Source organism: Lyngbya sp. PCC 8106 (genome assembly GCF_000169095.1).
Classification (GTDB): domain Bacteria; phylum Cyanobacteriota; class Cyanobacteriia; order Cyanobacteriales; family Microcoleaceae; genus Capilliphycus.
Genome location: NZ_AAVU01000003.1, coordinates 217,765 through 234,438, shown reverse-complemented (window position 1 = coordinate 234,438; position 16,674 = coordinate 217,765). Strand labels below are relative to the sequence as shown.

At 35.2% G+C, this 16,674-nt stretch carries 15 protein-coding genes; all 15 read right to left on the bottom strand.

Going from position 1 to position 16,674, the window contains the following annotated elements:
• Positions 1–11: 11 nt before the first annotated feature.
• The gene (locus tag L8106_RS03475; RefSeq protein WP_009782807.1) at positions 12–1,127 is read right to left on the bottom strand and encodes a glycosyltransferase family 1 protein; all 1,116 of its coding nucleotides are present in this window, start codon (positions 1,125–1,127) and stop codon (positions 12–14) included.
• Complete coding sequence (locus L8106_RS03470; RefSeq protein ID WP_009782806.1) at positions 1,124–2,110, bottom strand: phytanoyl-CoA dioxygenase family protein; 987 nt, start codon at positions 2,108–2,110, stop codon at positions 1,124–1,126. Before L8106_RS03470 ends, L8106_RS03475 begins: the two co-directional genes overlap by 4 nt.
• Before the next feature lie 53 nt (positions 2,111–2,163).
• Positions 2,164–3,336: a glycosyltransferase family 4 protein gene (locus L8106_RS03465; protein WP_009782805.1), complete on the bottom strand. Its 1,173-nt coding sequence runs from the start codon at positions 3,334–3,336 to the stop codon at positions 2,164–2,166.
• A complete protein-coding gene (locus L8106_RS03460) occupies positions 3,329–4,846 on the bottom strand; it encodes a hypothetical protein (protein ID WP_009782804.1) in 1,518 nt (505 codons plus the stop codon). The genes L8106_RS03465 and L8106_RS03460 overlap by 8 nt, the downstream gene beginning before the upstream one ends.
• Before the next feature lie 5 nt (positions 4,847–4,851).
• Entirely contained in the window at positions 4,852–6,171 is a 1,320-nt protein-coding gene (locus L8106_RS03455; protein ID WP_039895452.1) for a hypothetical protein, read from the bottom strand.
• Between the two features lie 133 nt (positions 6,172–6,304).
• Positions 6,305–7,345, bottom strand: a complete 1,041-nt coding sequence (locus L8106_RS03450) for a glycosyltransferase (protein WP_009782802.1) — start codon at positions 7,343–7,345, stop codon at positions 6,305–6,307.
• 15 nt (positions 7,346–7,360) lie between these two features.
• A complete protein-coding gene (locus tag L8106_RS03445) occupies positions 7,361–8,104 on the bottom strand; it encodes an FkbM family methyltransferase (RefSeq protein ID WP_009782801.1) in 744 nt (247 codons plus the stop codon).
• Positions 8,105–8,300: 196 nt separating this feature from the next.
• Complete coding sequence (locus L8106_RS29310; RefSeq protein ID WP_009782800.1) at positions 8,301–9,047, bottom strand: methyltransferase domain-containing protein; 747 nt, start codon at positions 9,045–9,047, stop codon at positions 8,301–8,303.
• Positions 9,048–9,132: 85 nt separating this feature from the next.
• Entirely contained in the window at positions 9,133–10,362 is a 1,230-nt protein-coding gene (locus L8106_RS03435) for a glycosyltransferase (RefSeq protein ID WP_009782799.1), read from the bottom strand.
• Between the two features lie 39 nt (positions 10,363–10,401).
• Positions 10,402–11,568, bottom strand: a complete 1,167-nt coding sequence (locus L8106_RS03430) for a glycosyltransferase (protein ID WP_009782798.1) — start codon at positions 11,566–11,568, stop codon at positions 10,402–10,404.
• Positions 11,569–11,595: 27 nt separating this feature from the next.
• Complete coding sequence (locus L8106_RS29305) at positions 11,596–12,423, bottom strand: sulfotransferase domain-containing protein (RefSeq protein WP_009782797.1); 828 nt, start codon at positions 12,421–12,423, stop codon at positions 11,596–11,598.
• 26 nt (positions 12,424–12,449) lie between these two features.
• Complete coding sequence (locus L8106_RS03420) at positions 12,450–13,409, bottom strand: glycosyltransferase family 2 protein (RefSeq protein ID WP_009782796.1); 960 nt, start codon at positions 13,407–13,409, stop codon at positions 12,450–12,452.
• A gap of 32 nt (positions 13,410–13,441) precedes the next feature.
• Positions 13,442–14,419: a hypothetical protein gene (locus tag L8106_RS03415; protein WP_009782795.1), complete on the bottom strand. Its 978-nt coding sequence runs from the start codon at positions 14,417–14,419 to the stop codon at positions 13,442–13,444.
• A 52-nt stretch (positions 14,420–14,471) separates the two neighbouring features.
• The gene (locus tag L8106_RS03410; RefSeq protein WP_009782794.1) at positions 14,472–15,452 is read right to left on the bottom strand and encodes a glycosyltransferase; all 981 of its coding nucleotides are present in this window, start codon (positions 15,450–15,452) and stop codon (positions 14,472–14,474) included.
• Entirely contained in the window at positions 15,449–16,666 is a 1,218-nt protein-coding gene (locus tag L8106_RS03405) for a glycosyltransferase family 4 protein (RefSeq protein ID WP_198012887.1), read from the bottom strand. The genes L8106_RS03410 and L8106_RS03405 overlap by 4 nt, the downstream gene beginning before the upstream one ends.
• Between the last annotated feature and the right edge of the window lie 8 nt (positions 16,667–16,674).

Below are 16,674 nucleotides of genomic sequence, written 5' to 3'. Positions count from 1 at the left end.
GTAATTTAATTCTATGTTTTTAGTTTTTGATATATCTTGATGTACTCTAAAATCATATTTTCGGTTTTAAATCTTTGAGCATTAATTAAACCTTGATCAATTATTTCTTTTCGTTTAGGTAGATTAAAAATGATTTGATCAGCTACTTGTTGAGGATGAGCAGGATCGACGTATATTGCAGCTTCACCTCCAATTTCATTCATAGGAGGACGATTTGATGTGAATACTGGACAACCACAGGCTTGAGCTTCAATAATTGGCCAACCAAAACCTTCTTGTAAAGAGGGAAAGAGTAAAGCAATTGCACCTGAATAAAGCGCACGTAAATATTCTGAATCAACATTAATGAGTTCAATTATATTTTGACTTAAGTGATTAGTTTGAATGTATTCATTTATTTCTGAAGTGAAAGGTTTTCCAACCATAATTAAATGCAGTTTAGATGATTTATAGATAGAAAATAGTTGTTTAAAAATATAAATTACACCCAATCTATTCTTGTACCAATGATTTGCTCCTACGTGTAAAATATAGTGACAATTTTTAGGGACTCCTAAAGCTTCTAAATAATATTCTACTTTGTTGGATTTCATCGGACTATAAGCATAATTTAATCCTTGATAAATTACAGAAACAGCCTCGGGTGGAATTGATGAAAGACGTAATAAATCTTTTTGAGTCTGTTTAGAAACACAAACTACACTTTGAGCTTGATTGAGTCCCTTAATAATCATTTGTTGTAATTGTTTACCAGTCCAGCCAGTTTTGTATTCTGTAAATTCTCCCAAACCTGCGCGAATTGCTAATAAATCATGGCACGTTACAACATGAGGAATGTGTTGTAAATATTGAGTATATATTGCATTTCCATGATCACAAATATGAACAACATCAGCCCAAGATAATGCTTGATGCAGTTCTAACGGAAACAGAAAAATTTTATCAATGTAACCTAACCATTTTCCTATGGGTTTTAAGGTGGCTTGAAAGTTTCCTAACTTAGGTTTAGGGCATAAAATTCGCACCTGATGACCAAATGTAGGCAAAGTGGTAGCTAGGATAGCTAAAAATTTCTCCATGCTAATAATTGCATCAGGTTCGTAATTTCCAATCAATAAAATTTTCATTTAATGTCTTTAAATTTTGCCGTATTAACTTGCTTAGATTTCCAATTCCAGAGAAGTCGTTTGATTTGAATTATGATTTCACCCGGTAATAGACTGAGTGCTAAGTTTTTAGCGCTTGCTTTTAGCGTTAAAGTCAATAGCTGACGATGTAAACTGATCAGATCTTGAAGGGTCATTGTCGCAATTGATGTATTTGGAAAAGCAGGATAATCAGTTTTATAACCAAATCCTAAATAGTTCATAATTTTCGGATTTATATTATCAATAAACTCTGTATTGACTAAATTTTTTTCACCATGTCCAATTACATTACAACCCACTTGATCAACTTGAAAAAGTAGAGTATTTCGAGTATAATTGTCATCTTTAAAAGGTTCTGCCCGATGAACTGCATGAATATTACAAAGAATTAAACTTCCTTTCTTCATGGGAAAAGTTATAATATATTTTTTGTATTTTTCTTCTATAAAATTATCACTTAAATAAATTTCATGGTTATGTTTATGAGACCACAAATGAGAGTCTTGAACTAACTGAAATGGATTTTTTGTAACATCAGAGAGATAAAATAAAAATAGCAATCCTGGCATATCATGTTTACTTGAAAGTTGTCTACCAACTTGTCGATTATTGTCTGTATGCCAAGGCATATGAGATATTTTTTGAGTTTGATAAATACGATGATTAATTAAAACATATCTATCCTGAAAGTAGTTTTCACAAATCTCTAAAATTTGAGGTGAGGTAATTAAGTCGTAAGCTTTTTTAGATTTAGCGAGACAATGAGTTAAAAATTTCTGATGTTTTGCTATAACAACACCGACATCATTCGCATTAACTAAGACTTGGTTAAAATTAACTTCTTGAAGTAACTCATCAATGTACTCTTCAGTTAAAGCTTCTTCAAACACAAAAAATCCTTTTTGGTGGAGAGAGTCAACAATTTTATCAGTAGTAACATTTTGGAAATTAGAGGTATACATTGTGTCTCCTTTTGATAGTGAAAAGATCTAATTTTTGTTAGGAAAATCAATAATTAAGTATTAAGATGATTGATAGCACTTCTCAGTCCTTGAGTTGCTTGAACATAGCTATAACTTGTGATTATATTGCGACTTTCTTCTCCCCATTGTTTTAATTTTTTGAGATCTAAGAAAGCCTTTTGTAAACAATTTACTAAGGCGGAAATATTTCCGGCGGGAAAAACTAATCCATTCTGGTTTGAATGAATTAAATCTTGGGCGCATCCAACATGATCGCTTGCAATAACTGCCCGAGAAAGACACATCGCTTCATTAATCACCAGTCCCCACGTTTCCCAAGCCCCATAACTGGGTAAAACGACAAGATCAGCTATTGCATAGGTACGTGGCATTTGACTCTGATTTTGAAAAGGAGCAAAATAAATTGATGAGTGATTTGTTGCTTGTGACCGCAATTCATTTTCTAAAGAACCTGCCCCAACAAATAAGAGTGAAACCTTAGGTAAATTAGACTGTATAAAAGCCTGAAGTAAATCAAGTGGTCGTTTTTTGCTTTCAAATTTTCCAGCAAATAAAATGACAGCATGATTTTCGGGGATCTTAAGTTCTTGTTTCCAGATTTTAGCCTGTTTCATTGCTTCTTCGGTTTGAGAAAAGAAACGATTATTATCAACTGCATGGGGAGAGAAAAACAGATTTTTAGATAAAACTCCGTGATAAGTATAGTAGTTATAGTTTGCTTTTCCGACATATAAACAGGCTGAAAATTGACTATATATTAGAGAAATAAATTGACGACGCATCCATTGCTTAGTACCTGTTCTAGGTAAAATTCGATGAGAGTCTCCACGAAAAATTAGGGGAACTTTACGAGTATTCCAACGCCAAATAAAATTGTAAATACTAGCATAGTTGTAACACATTAAGAGTACACTCTGGGGCTGAAAATTTTCAACGACTGATACTAATGATGGGTTTTGAAATCCCCAAAAATGATGAGTTCCTGGCTTTGAACTTTGATTAGGGACGAATTCATAGTTATATCCTGACAATAAGGGAATATCCCACTGAATTGATTGCTTAAATCCTTGATCAACCTGTTGAGTTATACCAAAATCCCAAAGATAAAAAACTTTAATTAAAAAATCTTTTTCTTGAGCTAAATAACGAAACCAAGGGGCATAATACTGGATTGGATGAGTTGTAATGATAGCAATTTTATTCATGTTCAATCTCGTAGTAATGACTATATTCCATTAATTCAAAAACAGGATGTTCACGATTGGGAATAACTTTCATAAAGACAAATGATATCCCTACTAAAACCATACTGGATTGAAAGAGTGAGGCTACATAAACACTGGCTGACCATTCACTTTGAGCCGCAAAACTAATAATTAGAATAGAAAAAAGTGATCGGACTGATAGAATAGAAGTGTTCATACTCCAGCGAGCTACTTTACCATAAGCTATTCCCAGAATCATTCCGAGTCCAGCACAACCCATTAATCCAAAGTTTGCATAGGCTTCTGCTAAAAGTCCCCAGGCGATTGTAGTTCTGTAGGTATCTTGATAACTTTGTAATCCATAATAAACACTTAAAATATAAGTTCCTTCGTGACTCCGAGGCTTGTTAGGATAGACAATTCTAGGAAGAATCATCTGAGGTAAAATAAGATAAGTTTTTCCCATTAAATAGGGATATTCTGAGGGGGATTTTTTCTGAGCTAAAAGTAGCATTTGAATAATACTTGATCGCTCAGAAGGTGAACTTTCGCCAGAACCTTCTTCTTCGTTTTCTTCATGGTTTAAATTTTCTAAGGAATAACCAATCCACTCATTATACCAAGCTGGATATTCCCAGGGCTGTAATGTAAATCCTCCCTGGTCAAACCAATATTTAGAGCGCATTTCAGTCTTTCCATAATGCAGAATAGTTAGACAAGCTAAGACAATTCCAATCGTAATTAATGGAATCCGATGACTCCCTAAAATAAAAGCAATAAAAGCAACTGAAAAAACACCGACATTATCTCTAAGAATCAATCCGGCTGCACTACTGAGAAAATAAGAAATCATTAAAACTACATAAATTTGTGATTTAATACCTGTTAATCTTTTCTCTCCTTGACGATAAGATAAAATAAAAACAGCTAATACACAGAGTCCTAAAATTCCGCCTCTAACTAATGCAAATAATCCGCCACTTAGGGGAAACCATTTTCCTCGAGAATACATATTAAAGAAAACTGCACCTGCTAAAATTAACAAGAAAAAATTTTCTCCTTTGTTATCAACAAGGGTGCGATAAGATAGAGGAGGAGTAGAATTATATTTAACCTCTTTTAGCCAAAAAAAAGTTCCAACTGCTAGATGAATAGTGACTGTAATTCCTGCATAAAACTGACTGTCTGGAGAATAAGTAATAACTAGAGGATGGTTACTGAGTAGAGGGATTGCATTTGTGTTTAAATGGGTTAAGGCAAAAAATGGAAAAATTGGCATTCCTAATGCTTTTCCAGAACACCAAAGATACATCGGATATAAGGATGCAATACTCACTAAAACAGCAGCTAAACTAACGAGTGGAGCATTAGTTTGTAAAGACTGGGCATTTTGAACAAAAAATACACTAACCCCAATCCAAAAAGTTTGAAGTAAACGTCGTCTTTCCCATCGAATCAGTTGGGATTGAGCTTTTTGATAAAGAGCAATAACTTGATTATATAAGCTCATATAAACTAAGATAATGACGAATTACTTAAAACTTGATCAAATACATTACATTGCTGTCGAGTCATTTCTTCTGCTGTGTAGGGTTTAAAAGCTAACCAATTTGTTTCAGGTTCATATCCTTTTGGAGTTGAAATTAACCAACTTAATTGCTCAGTAACTTGGGGAAGTAAATCAGTAGGACTATCGTGAGAATCAAAAGCAACAACTTGACCTGCTTGACAGCTTTTAAGAATATCTACCACCGAACTTTGTTGGTTAAATAAAGCTAAAATAGGTTTACGTGCTAATATACAAGGATATAATTTAGAAGCAGTATAATCTGGGTTGTTAGAACCAATCAATAAAATACCATCACTCTCGACTAAAAGTTGTAAAGCTTCAAAGTAAGGAACACGATTAGGATGTTCTTCAACTAAATCATTGACTCCAAATTCTTCAGCTATTGGTTCAACTGTTTTGGTCGCTCGTTCTCCGTAAGCATAACTGGTTCCAACAAAATGTAACTTGACTGTACTCCAGTATTCTGGATGGCGATCACGCTGTGATTTAATCCCTAAAAATAAAGCCCGTAATGCCAAATTCATATCACTTCCACCGCGACCTACATACACCAAATGACGTTTACCATCATTAGAATTAAAAATAGTTTGCTTAACTTTTAACTGAGGAAGTAACTCAAAATCTTTTTCCGGCGCACCAAAGGGTAAAACCGTAAATTGATCTTCTTTTAGCCAGGAATATCGCTCAATTAGTGTTTTTGGATATGCAGGAGAAACACTAATAATATGACTAACCTTACGCATTGTAAATGGCTCTAAAATTTGTGCTACTTGTTGAGCAAAGCCATACTTAAGTTGACCTCCAGGGGGTTGATCATATCCAAATTTTTTTCCATAATCATTTAACCAAGGATCTTGAAAATCTAGGAGATAAGGAATTTTAAAACGACGAAACCATAATGGAGCTAATCCCATTGTTATAAAAACTGTTGTAGAGAAATAAATTAAATCTATTTTTTGTTGGGTTAAAATTCGCTGACCTGTGGCAAATAAATAGGGAAGACATCGCCAACCAATATTGCTTAATCCCAGTCTACGGGTGTATTTTACAGGTAATGCCTTAATCTGAGTAATCGAAATATTTTCAGGTATAGTTTGAGTGAGTAACGGGTCTATCGTTCCTTCAATATAGTCTGGGTTTACTGTTAAGATTAGAGGTTCCCAGCCCAATTTTTGAAAATAGGGTAATCCCATTCTAACCCGTTGATGGTCGGGTGCGTTAATGGGGGGAAAATAAGGACTGATAATTAAAACTTTACGGTTCAATGTTGGTTCCTCTAAAATTGATCCCAATGAACGTTTTGAGATAAACTCTCCACTACAGATCACAAAAAATCGCAAAGAGATCCGGAAAAATTTAGAATAATTTAGAGTTTAAATCAGCAATCCATCAGAGTTTTTATGAGCTTGTACTTATTAAACTCTGATAAAGTTGCTCATATTGGTCTACAATTGTGGAAGCAGAAAAATATTTTTGAGCGCGTTGACGGCAGTTATAACGATCAATTTTCGTCAGATTTTCCACCGCCATACAAGCTTCTTCTATAGTGTTAATCAGATAACCATCAATTCCCGGACGCACAATTTCAGGTAATGCGCCTCTTGGACAAGAAATCACGGGTGTTCCACAGGCAAGTGCTTCTGCAAATACAATGCCAAAAGGTTCTTCCCATTCAATCGGAACAATCATCGCCGCCGCCTGACCTAAAAGTTCATTTTTTTGTTCATCATTGACCGTGCCAACGTATTCAATTCCATTTTTACCTAGATGGGGGAGAATTTCGTTTTTCCAATAGCTTCCTGCTTCGCCTATGGTGCTATAGTTTCCTGCAATTAACAGGCGTCGTCCAGTTTTGTATGCAACTTTAATTGCTGTGTGTGCGCCTTTTATGCGTTCTATACGACTAAGAAATACTAACGGTGCATCGTCAGCAACATGAGGTTTAAAGGTGTATTTTTCGGTTTCAACACAATTGTAAATGGTATTCCAAACACCTCCTGCACTTAATCCTTGACGGCAAATATAATTACTACAACCTGTAAAAGTGAGGGTATTTTGTGCGAGTTTAGCTGCCCATTTAACAGATGACCCTCCTGTTGCACGTTGATAAGACATAATTTTGGGGAGAGGAGATTTTAGCAACGGTAATAAGTAAAGAACACGAGAAAAACTATGGAGAATATCAGGTTGAAATTGTTGAACAGCTGACCATAATGTTACTGTATTTTTTAGGGCATCAAATTTATCTTGAGAGCGCAAACCAGGCCAGGAAAAATGATAATGAGCGGGTGAAGTAGAATCGCTATGAGCGACCAGTCCAATTGTATAACCACGAGATCGTAATTCGGTGATCAACAAATTAACAATGCGTTCAATTCCTCCATAAAGTTGGGGAGGAACTGGCAGTTCTGGATCGGCTGTTAGAAGAATTTTTTTCATTTTTATTGGACTGATCTATAGACTACAATTTACAAATAAAGCGTTACAAAATCCAAAATATCTCTTGTCAGCTCCCCAACGAAAAACTTCATAAAATCCGGAAAGTCTAAAATTATTATTGTTTAAATAATAATACAAATCTTCAAACAATTGACATTCTTTATTTGAATTTTCAAAACTCACTTCAGCATATATAAAACTAATCAAGTTATTTTTTAAGTAGAACTCTGCCCCTTTAAGAACCTCAAGCTCGAATCCTTGAACATCCATTTTTAATAAATCGATTTTTTCGATATACTGTTGCTGACAGAAAGTATCAATTGTTGTTACTTTAACAGTTTCAACAGTTTTTTCTAAGACTGGATTTTTAGAACCATCTCGGACTAAAGTATTGAGTTCTGAATTTTCACGAATTGAAATCAATAGTTCTTCTTCTTGAGCGCCCATTGCATAATTAAAAGGTTTTATTTTATTTTTTATTTTAGTATTTGTGCATAACTGATTAAAAGTTTTATGAACAGGTTCAAAAGCACAAATTCCAGCTTGAGGAAAATGTTTACTTAAAAATAGGCTGGTTTGACCAATATTTGCTCCCACATCAAAAATCGTCTCAAATTGATAATCTTTAGAAAATCTTTTAATATCATAAGGATAACTTATTCCAACAGGAATAAATCTTATTAAAGGCATCATTTTAGAAGCTAGAATAGAGTTTCCTAGAATAGCCAGTGACTTGCCGATAAAGTATCTCCAATTCATCCTAAATCTCCCTAAATTTTGTACGAAAGTATACTTTAAATGCGAATTATAATTGTTGTTGAGTTTGAATTATTTTGTCCATCCTATTCAGGAGGAGAGACTATTTTATTAGTTCAGTTTTGCTTTGAGTCTGGTAAACTCTAATAAATGATCAAGGAAATATAGCGATCAAAAGTATTCTAAGGTTTGGATAAAATTAGAGCTTTGCTTCAAAATATAAAGAGTACAGACGATGTTGATCACGGTCAATACAACCTCCAGGAAAATCACCTTGCTGCCAACTCCAACGAGTAATTTGTTTGAAGCCTGCATCTTTAATAGTTTGCTCTAAACTTTCTGCATCATATCCACCATAATGTTCCCAATCTTGAATAAAAACATGGTTTAAAGCATCCATTTTGGTTTTAAAAACAGTTTCGGGTTTGTCTCCACCACAACCAATTTGATTCAGTGTATCCCATCCGGACTCCAAATAAGCTTTGATATAAAGTTCAGCATCAGGAACAATCACTCGTAAAACACCATTAGGTTGTAAACATCGACGACATTCTTGTAAGAATTGTGAACGCTCATCTACAGGATTAAGGTGTTCAAGAAAATGCTCAACATGAATACCTAAACATGATGAATCTGCAAAAGGAAGCCAACGCCGACAATCAGCGGTAAGAGTTACATTGGGATGAGGAAACAAATCAAGATTAACCCAGTTTGAATGACCAAAAGGGCCACAACCTATATTAATTAATAGGTCATGCTGCTGTCGTAAATAATAAATTTTGCCTCTTAGTCCTGGATTAAGTTGAGACAAAATACGCACTCGTAAAGCATTAAGTTCAAGCCGAATGTGATTAAAAACATGACGATTAATAAAAAGTCTAGGAATCAACCATGCACCAAAGCGTTGCTTTAGAGTCATTGAGTTAGCCACTGTTTTTTCACTCACGTCTCAGCTTTCTCCACTATACTTCTATATTCAAAAAACAAGCTCTAACTTCCAGATCCGGAAAAGTTAGGTTAAAAAACAAATTTTACCGAGCTAATGCCTGTTCAGCTCTTTGTATTAGCAAATTTATTTGTTGTTCCCAGCAAAATTGATTTTGAGCCGCTTGCAGTGAAGCTATTTTAGCTGTAGCTAATTTTTCCGGATTTTGTAGTAAGTTTTCAATCGCTTGAGCTAGGATAGTTGGATGATTATTAGGAAGTAACTTTCCAATTTTAGGACATTGCTGAAAAATCTCTTTTTGTCCTGCTGTCTCCGTGGCAATAATAGCTAAACCTGCTTGTAAATATTGAAAAAATTTATTAGTAATAGTAAGATTTCGACTAGGAATATGGGGTTGTTCTAGTGCCAAACCAATATCATGTTCAGCAATACGAGATAATAACTCAGAGTTGGGAACAGTGGGGTGAATAAAAATGCGATCGCGCCACTCATTAGTTACTTGCTGTTGTAGCCATTGCTGTGATGTTTCTGGATAGTAACCTCGCAAATGAACTTCAACAGGAGTTTGCAGATAGGGTAAAGCTTGAAATAAGATCTCTAAGCCTCGTCCCGGTCCTATTGTTTGAGAAAACCAATGCAAAGAAGAAAGTTTTGAATTAATTTTATCGAGTGTTTTTCCATCAATATAGAAGCGTTCTTTTGCTGCAAATGTATTGTAAATTACTGTCGGTTTGGGTACTTGATAAGCTTCAGAAAAAGCTGCGGCGAGAGCATGAGAAGTAGTCAAACAATAAATACAATCTTTAGCCAGACGACGTTCCAATATTTTAAGTTGACTAATGGGTCGGGTTGCACGAATAGAGGGGAGCAAATCTTCAGAAAACCAATCTTCAAAATCAACTCCCACACGAAAACCTTTATTTAAAAGTTGATTGCCTACCCAAAGCCCAACTTCAGAATGAACGATGGTTAAGTCGGCTTGAGTTTGACAGGCAACTTGCAGCATAGCAGTCGCACCATAGCCTAATAAATCCGGTGAGAAGATGCTAAATCGTTGATATTTTTCTTTGGCAATTTTAGCTTGTAGTCTGACTTTAAAATTGTTAATTTTATGATTGGGTTGAAAGTCAAGAATTGGTGCAAATTGCCATTTTTTTTCAGCTAAAATGAGGTGATCACGTTGTATTAGTTCGGGATCAAACCAAAAGCCTCGCACAGTTACTTGATGTCCGGCTGCCGCTAAAGCATCTGCTTCTTTTTGAGGTCTAGGTGCGGTGCAAAGATGACCACCAATCAGAATTGAAATTTTAGCCATAAATTTGTTTTAAATAGCTGGATAACACATCGGTTAATACTAAATTTTTAATCCCATTTTATTGATAATTTTATCAAGAGTTTGAGAAACAGTATGCTGTGAAACTACTCGTTTCTGAGCCTGAAAACGCATTTTTTTTCGTCGTTCTGGATCGGCTTCTAACTTGTGAATTTTATCAACCATTTCTTCAGCGGTACAATAGGTTTCAATTTCTTCACCTAGCTCATAAAGATGTTCTAATCCTTCTGTCCATTCTGTCAAGTAACAAGCTCCCATCATTGGGGCTTCAATATCTCGCATTCGAGAATAAGTATCTGGTTTTGAAAAGGGATATTGATAGCTTGGATAGCGATTAATCCCTAGAGTTATACGGCTTTGTTGGATAATATTGACATATTCCTGAGGATCAGGTTTCGGTTTTACTGCATCTTTAAAATAATCGTCAGGTATTCTCGTTTGACGTTTATAGGTTGCTTTTCCATACCAAGCATTGATTCCATTTGCAGTTAAAAAATTGACTTGGTTTACTAAAGTTTTGTAAAAGGTTTTTTCTGGTTTTATAAGAGTTGAACTCGGAGTTTCAGCTTTATTCCAGGCTGATCCTCGAATTTCTAGAGAAATACCCAAATTCAAGACTTGAGCTAATAATGCTTCTCGCTGAATATCTCGCGACCCAATGAAACTGACACCGTAGTGTTCTGGATGATCCCACGTTCTTTGTTCAGGTGGAATCCACACAGGCATAGGAGCATAAATATAGTTTTGTCTGGCTTTTTGATACATTTTTATGGCTTTAAATTCTGGAACCCAATGTAAATCAAACTCATAAAATACTGGGGGTATTTTTGTAAACTCTCGAATATTATCACAGAAAAAGTTAACGCAAGGAATTCCTAATTTTTGAATTTCTTTAAGGGCTGTAGGTTCAACTTGTTTCGGAAAAAGATAGCTCAGAAATAGGTTGATCGGTTTTTTACGATGCTCTTTTTTAATTGCGGAAAGGGTTAAAGACCAAGTGAGATCGCGCCATGTGTTTAGGGCTTTTTTATCTAAATATACTAAACCTTCAGCCCAATCAATGTTTTGAGCTTCAACCCATTCATGTCCCGCTTCTTCTATTCCTTTTTTAAAGTAGTCTTCCCAAAACTGGTAAGCCGGAACCAAGTGATTTTTAAGAGACTGTTGACAGACTAAAAAGATTCGCATTCTAATGATTTTATCCAATTTTAAGGGTTAATCTAAATATCCGAGTTGACGAAGTGTATTATCTGCTATTGATAAATACTGTTGGATATCTTCCTCAGAAAACATCTCTTTCCATTGTCCGGAGTTTCCAGAACGAAAGAAAGAATTTTTAGTGTTATAAAATTCCGAACCATATTGTTTCTCCATTTGTTTTAATTGTTGAAATTCAGATTTTTCAATAGCATATTTTATGTTTTCAATACTCACATTTAATTGGCAAAAATCCACTATACTTTTAACATTTTTTACGGAATTATTTAGCAGATCTTCATATTTGACTAATAAAACCTGGTCTGAATGACTTTTAGCATAATCTATAGCTCTGGATACATGACTGCTCCAACCGACTGCACCCCAAGAAGGTTTACTATTTAAAAACTCTTTCAAGGTTCCATTAAATTCGCCTCGTCCTGTTAAATAATGATAGTAGGAGATAGCTACATCTCTTCCATCTCTATAGATGTATATAAATTTGGGGTAAAACTCATAACCTGCATCATGAGTTTTAATGAAACGAGGTCGCTGTTTCATCGTGTTAAGATAATCTTTAGAAATATAAATGTCCGGCACATAATCATTAATATTTCTAAAGCTTACTGTGTCTTGATAGCTGATTAGATGAGCAATGATAAACCGCACCCATGTATTGCCTGATTTTGGATATGAAACAATAAAAATATCATCGTCAAAAACGTTTTTTAAACCTGTATAAACTGCTTTTTTATCAAATAAACCCACATGAGAAAGAGCAAATTTAAGCTTGTATTCGAGTCTCCACAGAGGAGGTATCCAGTTCGTGAAAGATTTAAGTTGCATAATCTGTGAATCTTGATATTTTTGATTTAAAATATTTGTTTTAACTCATTGAAAACTAATTGAATTTTTTTGGCTGATTTCCAACCTACTATTTCAGCTAATCTCTGAAACCGAGGCCCGCCAATGGGTTTAATCTCCGATCCTCCTAAAAATTCAACTTTATCCTCTGCTTTACGAATTAAATCTGGTACATTATTGGCATAGTTATTATAAATAAAACGTTGAAAAGCAGTAGCACAAGCATGACGTGTACAAGAACTATTTTCTCTTGCTAAAAGATAGCTGGTGCGAAGTTCTAGAGAGTGAAAAGCTGATTCCCATGCTGTTCTTGACTTAGAGGCGCTCAGACTCCCTGAAATACCAGATCTGTAAAAAACTTTAGCACCTTGACAAAACTTAACGCCCTGACTCGCTAAAACAACCCGACAAAAGTATTCACCATCATCATCTAGAGATAAATTTTCATTCCAAAAACCTGCTTTTTCTGCAATATTACGAGGTACAAGCCACGCTCCAGGGTGCATCATCCACTCTCCTTCCCAAGCACAAACTAACCAGTCAGTGGGTGACGTATTCCCCCAAAGAGGTTGAGATTTAAACACAGCTTCAGAAGGTGTTTTATAAAATCTTGCCCATTCTCCAGTTGCTACAAATTCAGAGTCGCTATCTCCTAAAAGTTGAATTTGACGCTCTATTTTATCAAATGCTAAAAGGTCATCAGCATCGAGGTATTGAATAAAATATCCTTGACTTTCCTGAAAGGCTTGATTTCTTGCCGCACTAGCTCCCCTATTTTTCTGATGAATTAGTTTAATATTTTCCGATTCAAAACTCCGTGCAATTGCTAAACTGTTATCTGTTGAACCATCATCAACAATGATAATTTCTAAGTTTTTCCAAGTCTGCGCTAAAGCTGATTCTAAAGTTTCAGCTAGCCATTTTTCGCAGTTATAGCAAGGAATGATAATAGAGACCAGTGGTTTCATAATGAATCCTCAATATAGAGTTTAAAGTTAACTTATTCGAGCTTTTTTTGATGATTAACAATTTGTTTCCAAGCATAGCGGAAATACCAAGGTTTTGAGTCGGCTACATAATGATGTACAATTCCTTTTTGACTAACAACTTCTTCGTTTGTTGGCTTCACAATGTAGTCTTTTTGGGGAGCAATCTCACAAGGTTTACCTGCGATAATCATTGCAGTAATAGCCTGTTCTTGGTAGTAATGAGTTCCTTCTTTTTCAATCAAAGTTCTGCACCAAAATTCAAGTTTTTCCCAGTCAATCTCATCACTATTTAATCCACAAATTCCAACATTCAAGCGTTGAGGTATTTCCGCTCTAGCTAAAGATGTCATTAACGCATATGAGTAACCGTAGGAAGTCTCTACATCGACCATATGACAGGGTTTATTGGGAGACTTCAACCAATTTATTAGAAAGGTTGGAGTTTGGAAAAAGATCATATCTGAGTCCAATACTAACTTCCATCCAGAAGAACCAATATGAATATCAGTGAGCTTCCGCATATTTGGATAATTTGCACGACGTTCTCTAAGATAAGGAAATTTACTGATAGGTAAATATTGGTCTAGGCGTTCTTCTATCTCATTCAGATAAATAATCTTTACATCTGGAAATATTCGCTTAATTTGTTCAACATACTTGTTTTCTAATGTTCCATCGTCATAAACTACAGGTCTGAGATTGATGTTAGAATGCAGTGCCATAGAATAAGCACAAAAACAAGTTTGATACCAAAACTTTCGACCTGTTAAAAAGTGAATTTCTAGAGGAGAATCTGAACTTTGTATTTCAATGGGTTTAAGTCGATAAGCTGCCGCTTCCATCTGTTGACGGGCTTGCTCATCTATCGCACGCCTGATCGGATCTCGATGTATATATTTTTGAATCAAACCTTTAGGAGCGTAGTAAAGCTGATAAGCGACAACTCCTAAGTGCAAAGATTTAGCAAATTGCTTGAGTGATGTGTTCATCTAATTGTTGTATAAAACGCTATTATTTTTAGTCTAAAGAATAGTTTTGTGATCAGTTGACTGATTTATGATGAGTTAATGCACCTAATCCTTCAAAAGTTCCACACGCCCCTTGCCATCGAATGTATGAAACTGCATCTTTCCAAGGTTTATAACGAAAAAATGCTCTAACTTTTCGCGGTAATACTGTCCAATAAGGAATTTTTTTCCAAGGTCTAATTTCATGTGAATCTAAAACTTGAATCCAAGATCGTGACATCGCTCGATTTAACTTGGCAAGATAGTTTTTTGAGAGGCGACGGGAGGGTATTAAATGAGTTAATTGAAGTTGAGGAAAATAACCAACACCCCAACACCCTTCTAAAACAGTTAAAACAATGTCATTATCTTCACCTGAAATCAGTTGTTTTCCGGTCCTACCGAGTGCTAGCCTGGTGCTACTTCCAGTCACTTGCTGTACATAGAATTCTGCTGCTTCTCGTCGCAATATTAGTCCTGCACCAATCGGAGAACAATCAGGATATTGTTTCAATTTTTTGGCAAAGTTAAAAGACTGAATTGATGTTTCTTCCCAATAGCATACTTTAATATCATCTCCGAAATCACGTAGTCCTAAAAGTCCATCAATTTCGCATATCCAAGACTCGGGTTTAATTTCATATTCAGGTATTGTTTTGCCCCCCCATGCTCCTAGTTTTGGATAATTCACACAAATATCAACTACATTTTTAAGATAATCTGGAGCCAGCACATTATCATCATCTGCAAAGACAAATATTTCTGCGACAGCTTCTTTAAAACCTCGCAATCGAGCCGCTGTTAAGCCCAGTTTTTCTTCTCGAATATGACGAGCATTTGGATGCCAACTCAGATTAATCTCTGATGAAAGTAGTCTATCACTGGCATTATCAATCAGCAAAAGTTCCCATTTTTCTTGAGGGAAAGTTTGAGACTTTAAAGCGTCTAACACTTTACTAATATAATGAGAACGAGGATTGTGTGTACAGATAATTACACTAATAATTAGCTTCATAATAAAATTACTGAGTAGTTTTTAACAGTTTGTTTAGCCATTTGTTCTCGACTAAAAAGACGTTCAACTCGTTGGCGACCCTGTTGCCCCATCTCATAGCGCAAATTAGCATCACCAGCAAGCTGTAAAATCTTTTCAGCCAAGTCTTGAGAGTTACCCGGTTTAGCGAGTAATCCTGTTGTTTTTTCTTCTATCACTTCTGGAACACCTCCAGTTCTACAACCAATAACAGGCTTTCCATAACTCATGGCTTCTACATAAATTAAGCCAAAAGATTCATAGCGCGAGGGCGCAACAAATAAGTCACATTCCTGATACATCTGATGTAAATTTTCTGAGTCAACTGTTCCAGTAAAGATAACAGAATCATCAAATTTTTTACCCCATTTTTCTTGAAAGCTTTGTTGATAAGTCCGATCAAGATCTTTCCCAACTAGAGTAAAATTAATAGTATTCATTTTGTCTAAAACCAAAGGAATTGCTTCGAGAAACACATCTATCCCTTTACGATATTCAAAGCGTCCAACATAGAGAACCTGAATCTTTTCTAACGGTTGATTAGATTTATCTATTTTGATTTGTTCTGGGAGTTGAATCCCATGAGGAATAATTTTAAATCGCTCCGGATTGATTTTAAAGTCATTACAAATTTCATCCCGATGGGTGAGGGTATGAGTGGTTAAGCGATCGCTAATACTAATCATTAAGCCTTCTAACCAAGATGCTGTTTTTATCGCTCTAGAAGCAAATTCATAATGATCTCTATTGATTTGTTTGAGGGTAGTTGAGACTCGCGTTACAATCAGCGGACGATTGCGTTTCAACAAATAAGCCAGACAGAGAAAGTCATAACTTGTTGTTTCAATCACATCAATTTTATGTTTTTTTACAAGTTGAGTTAAAACTTTTTTCGTTTGTAGAACTGTCCAAACTTTCTTCAGGAGTAATTTCTGCGCCCATCTATCTTTAAATACTCTTTCAATCCAGTTTGGTAACTTTATTTCAAGGGGATAAAGATAGATTTTACCTTTTTGATTTTTTGAAATTTCTGCTAGGATATCCTCCTCTGTGAAATTTTGATCAGTGACAAATAAAATATGAACCTGATGATCCAGTTGACTCAACCCCTGTGCTAACTCATAGAAATGATTAGCAATTCCACTGTTCACTAAATTTGGAGTTGCATAGTGAGGTGTGACAATGCAAATATTCATTACAGAGT

Bases quoted from the DNA above. Each gene is read 5' to 3' on its own strand.
- L8106_RS03475 (WP_009782807.1), bottom strand. From the start codon at position 1,127: ATGAAAATTTTATTGATTGGAAATTACGAACCTGATGCAATTATTAGC.
- L8106_RS03470 (WP_009782806.1), bottom strand. From the start codon at position 2,110: ATGTATACCTCTAATTTCCAAAATGTTACTACTGATAAAATTGTTGAC.
- L8106_RS03465 (WP_009782805.1), bottom strand. From the start codon at position 3,336: ATGAATAAAATTGCTATCATTACAACTCATCCAATCCAGTATTATGCC.
- L8106_RS03460 (WP_009782804.1), bottom strand. From the start codon at position 4,846: ATGAGCTTATATAATCAAGTTATTGCTCTTTATCAAAAAGCTCAATCC.
- L8106_RS03450 (WP_009782802.1), bottom strand. From the start codon at position 7,345: ATGAAAAAAATTCTTCTAACAGCCGATCCAGAACTGCCAGTTCCTCCC.
- L8106_RS03445 (WP_009782801.1), bottom strand. From the start codon at position 8,104: ATGAATTGGAGATACTTTATCGGCAAGTCACTGGCTATTCTAGGAAAC.
- L8106_RS03435 (WP_009782799.1), bottom strand. From the start codon at position 10,362: ATGGCTAAAATTTCAATTCTGATTGGTGGTCATCTTTGCACCGCACCT.
- L8106_RS03430 (WP_009782798.1), bottom strand. From the start codon at position 11,568: ATGCGAATCTTTTTAGTCTGTCAACAGTCTCTTAAAAATCACTTGGTT.
- L8106_RS29305 (WP_009782797.1), bottom strand. From the start codon at position 12,423: ATGCAACTTAAATCTTTCACGAACTGGATACCTCCTCTGTGGAGACTC.
- L8106_RS03420 (WP_009782796.1), bottom strand. From the start codon at position 13,409: ATGAAACCACTGGTCTCTATTATCATTCCTTGCTATAACTGCGAAAAA.
- L8106_RS03415 (WP_009782795.1), bottom strand. From the start codon at position 14,419: ATGAACACATCACTCAAGCAATTTGCTAAATCTTTGCACTTAGGAGTT.
- L8106_RS03410 (WP_009782794.1), bottom strand. From the start codon at position 15,452: ATGAAGCTAATTATTAGTGTAATTATCTGTACACACAATCCTCGTTCT.
- L8106_RS03405 (WP_198012887.1), bottom strand. From the start codon at position 16,666: ATGAATATTTGCATTGTCACACCTCACTATGCAACTCCAAATTTAGTG.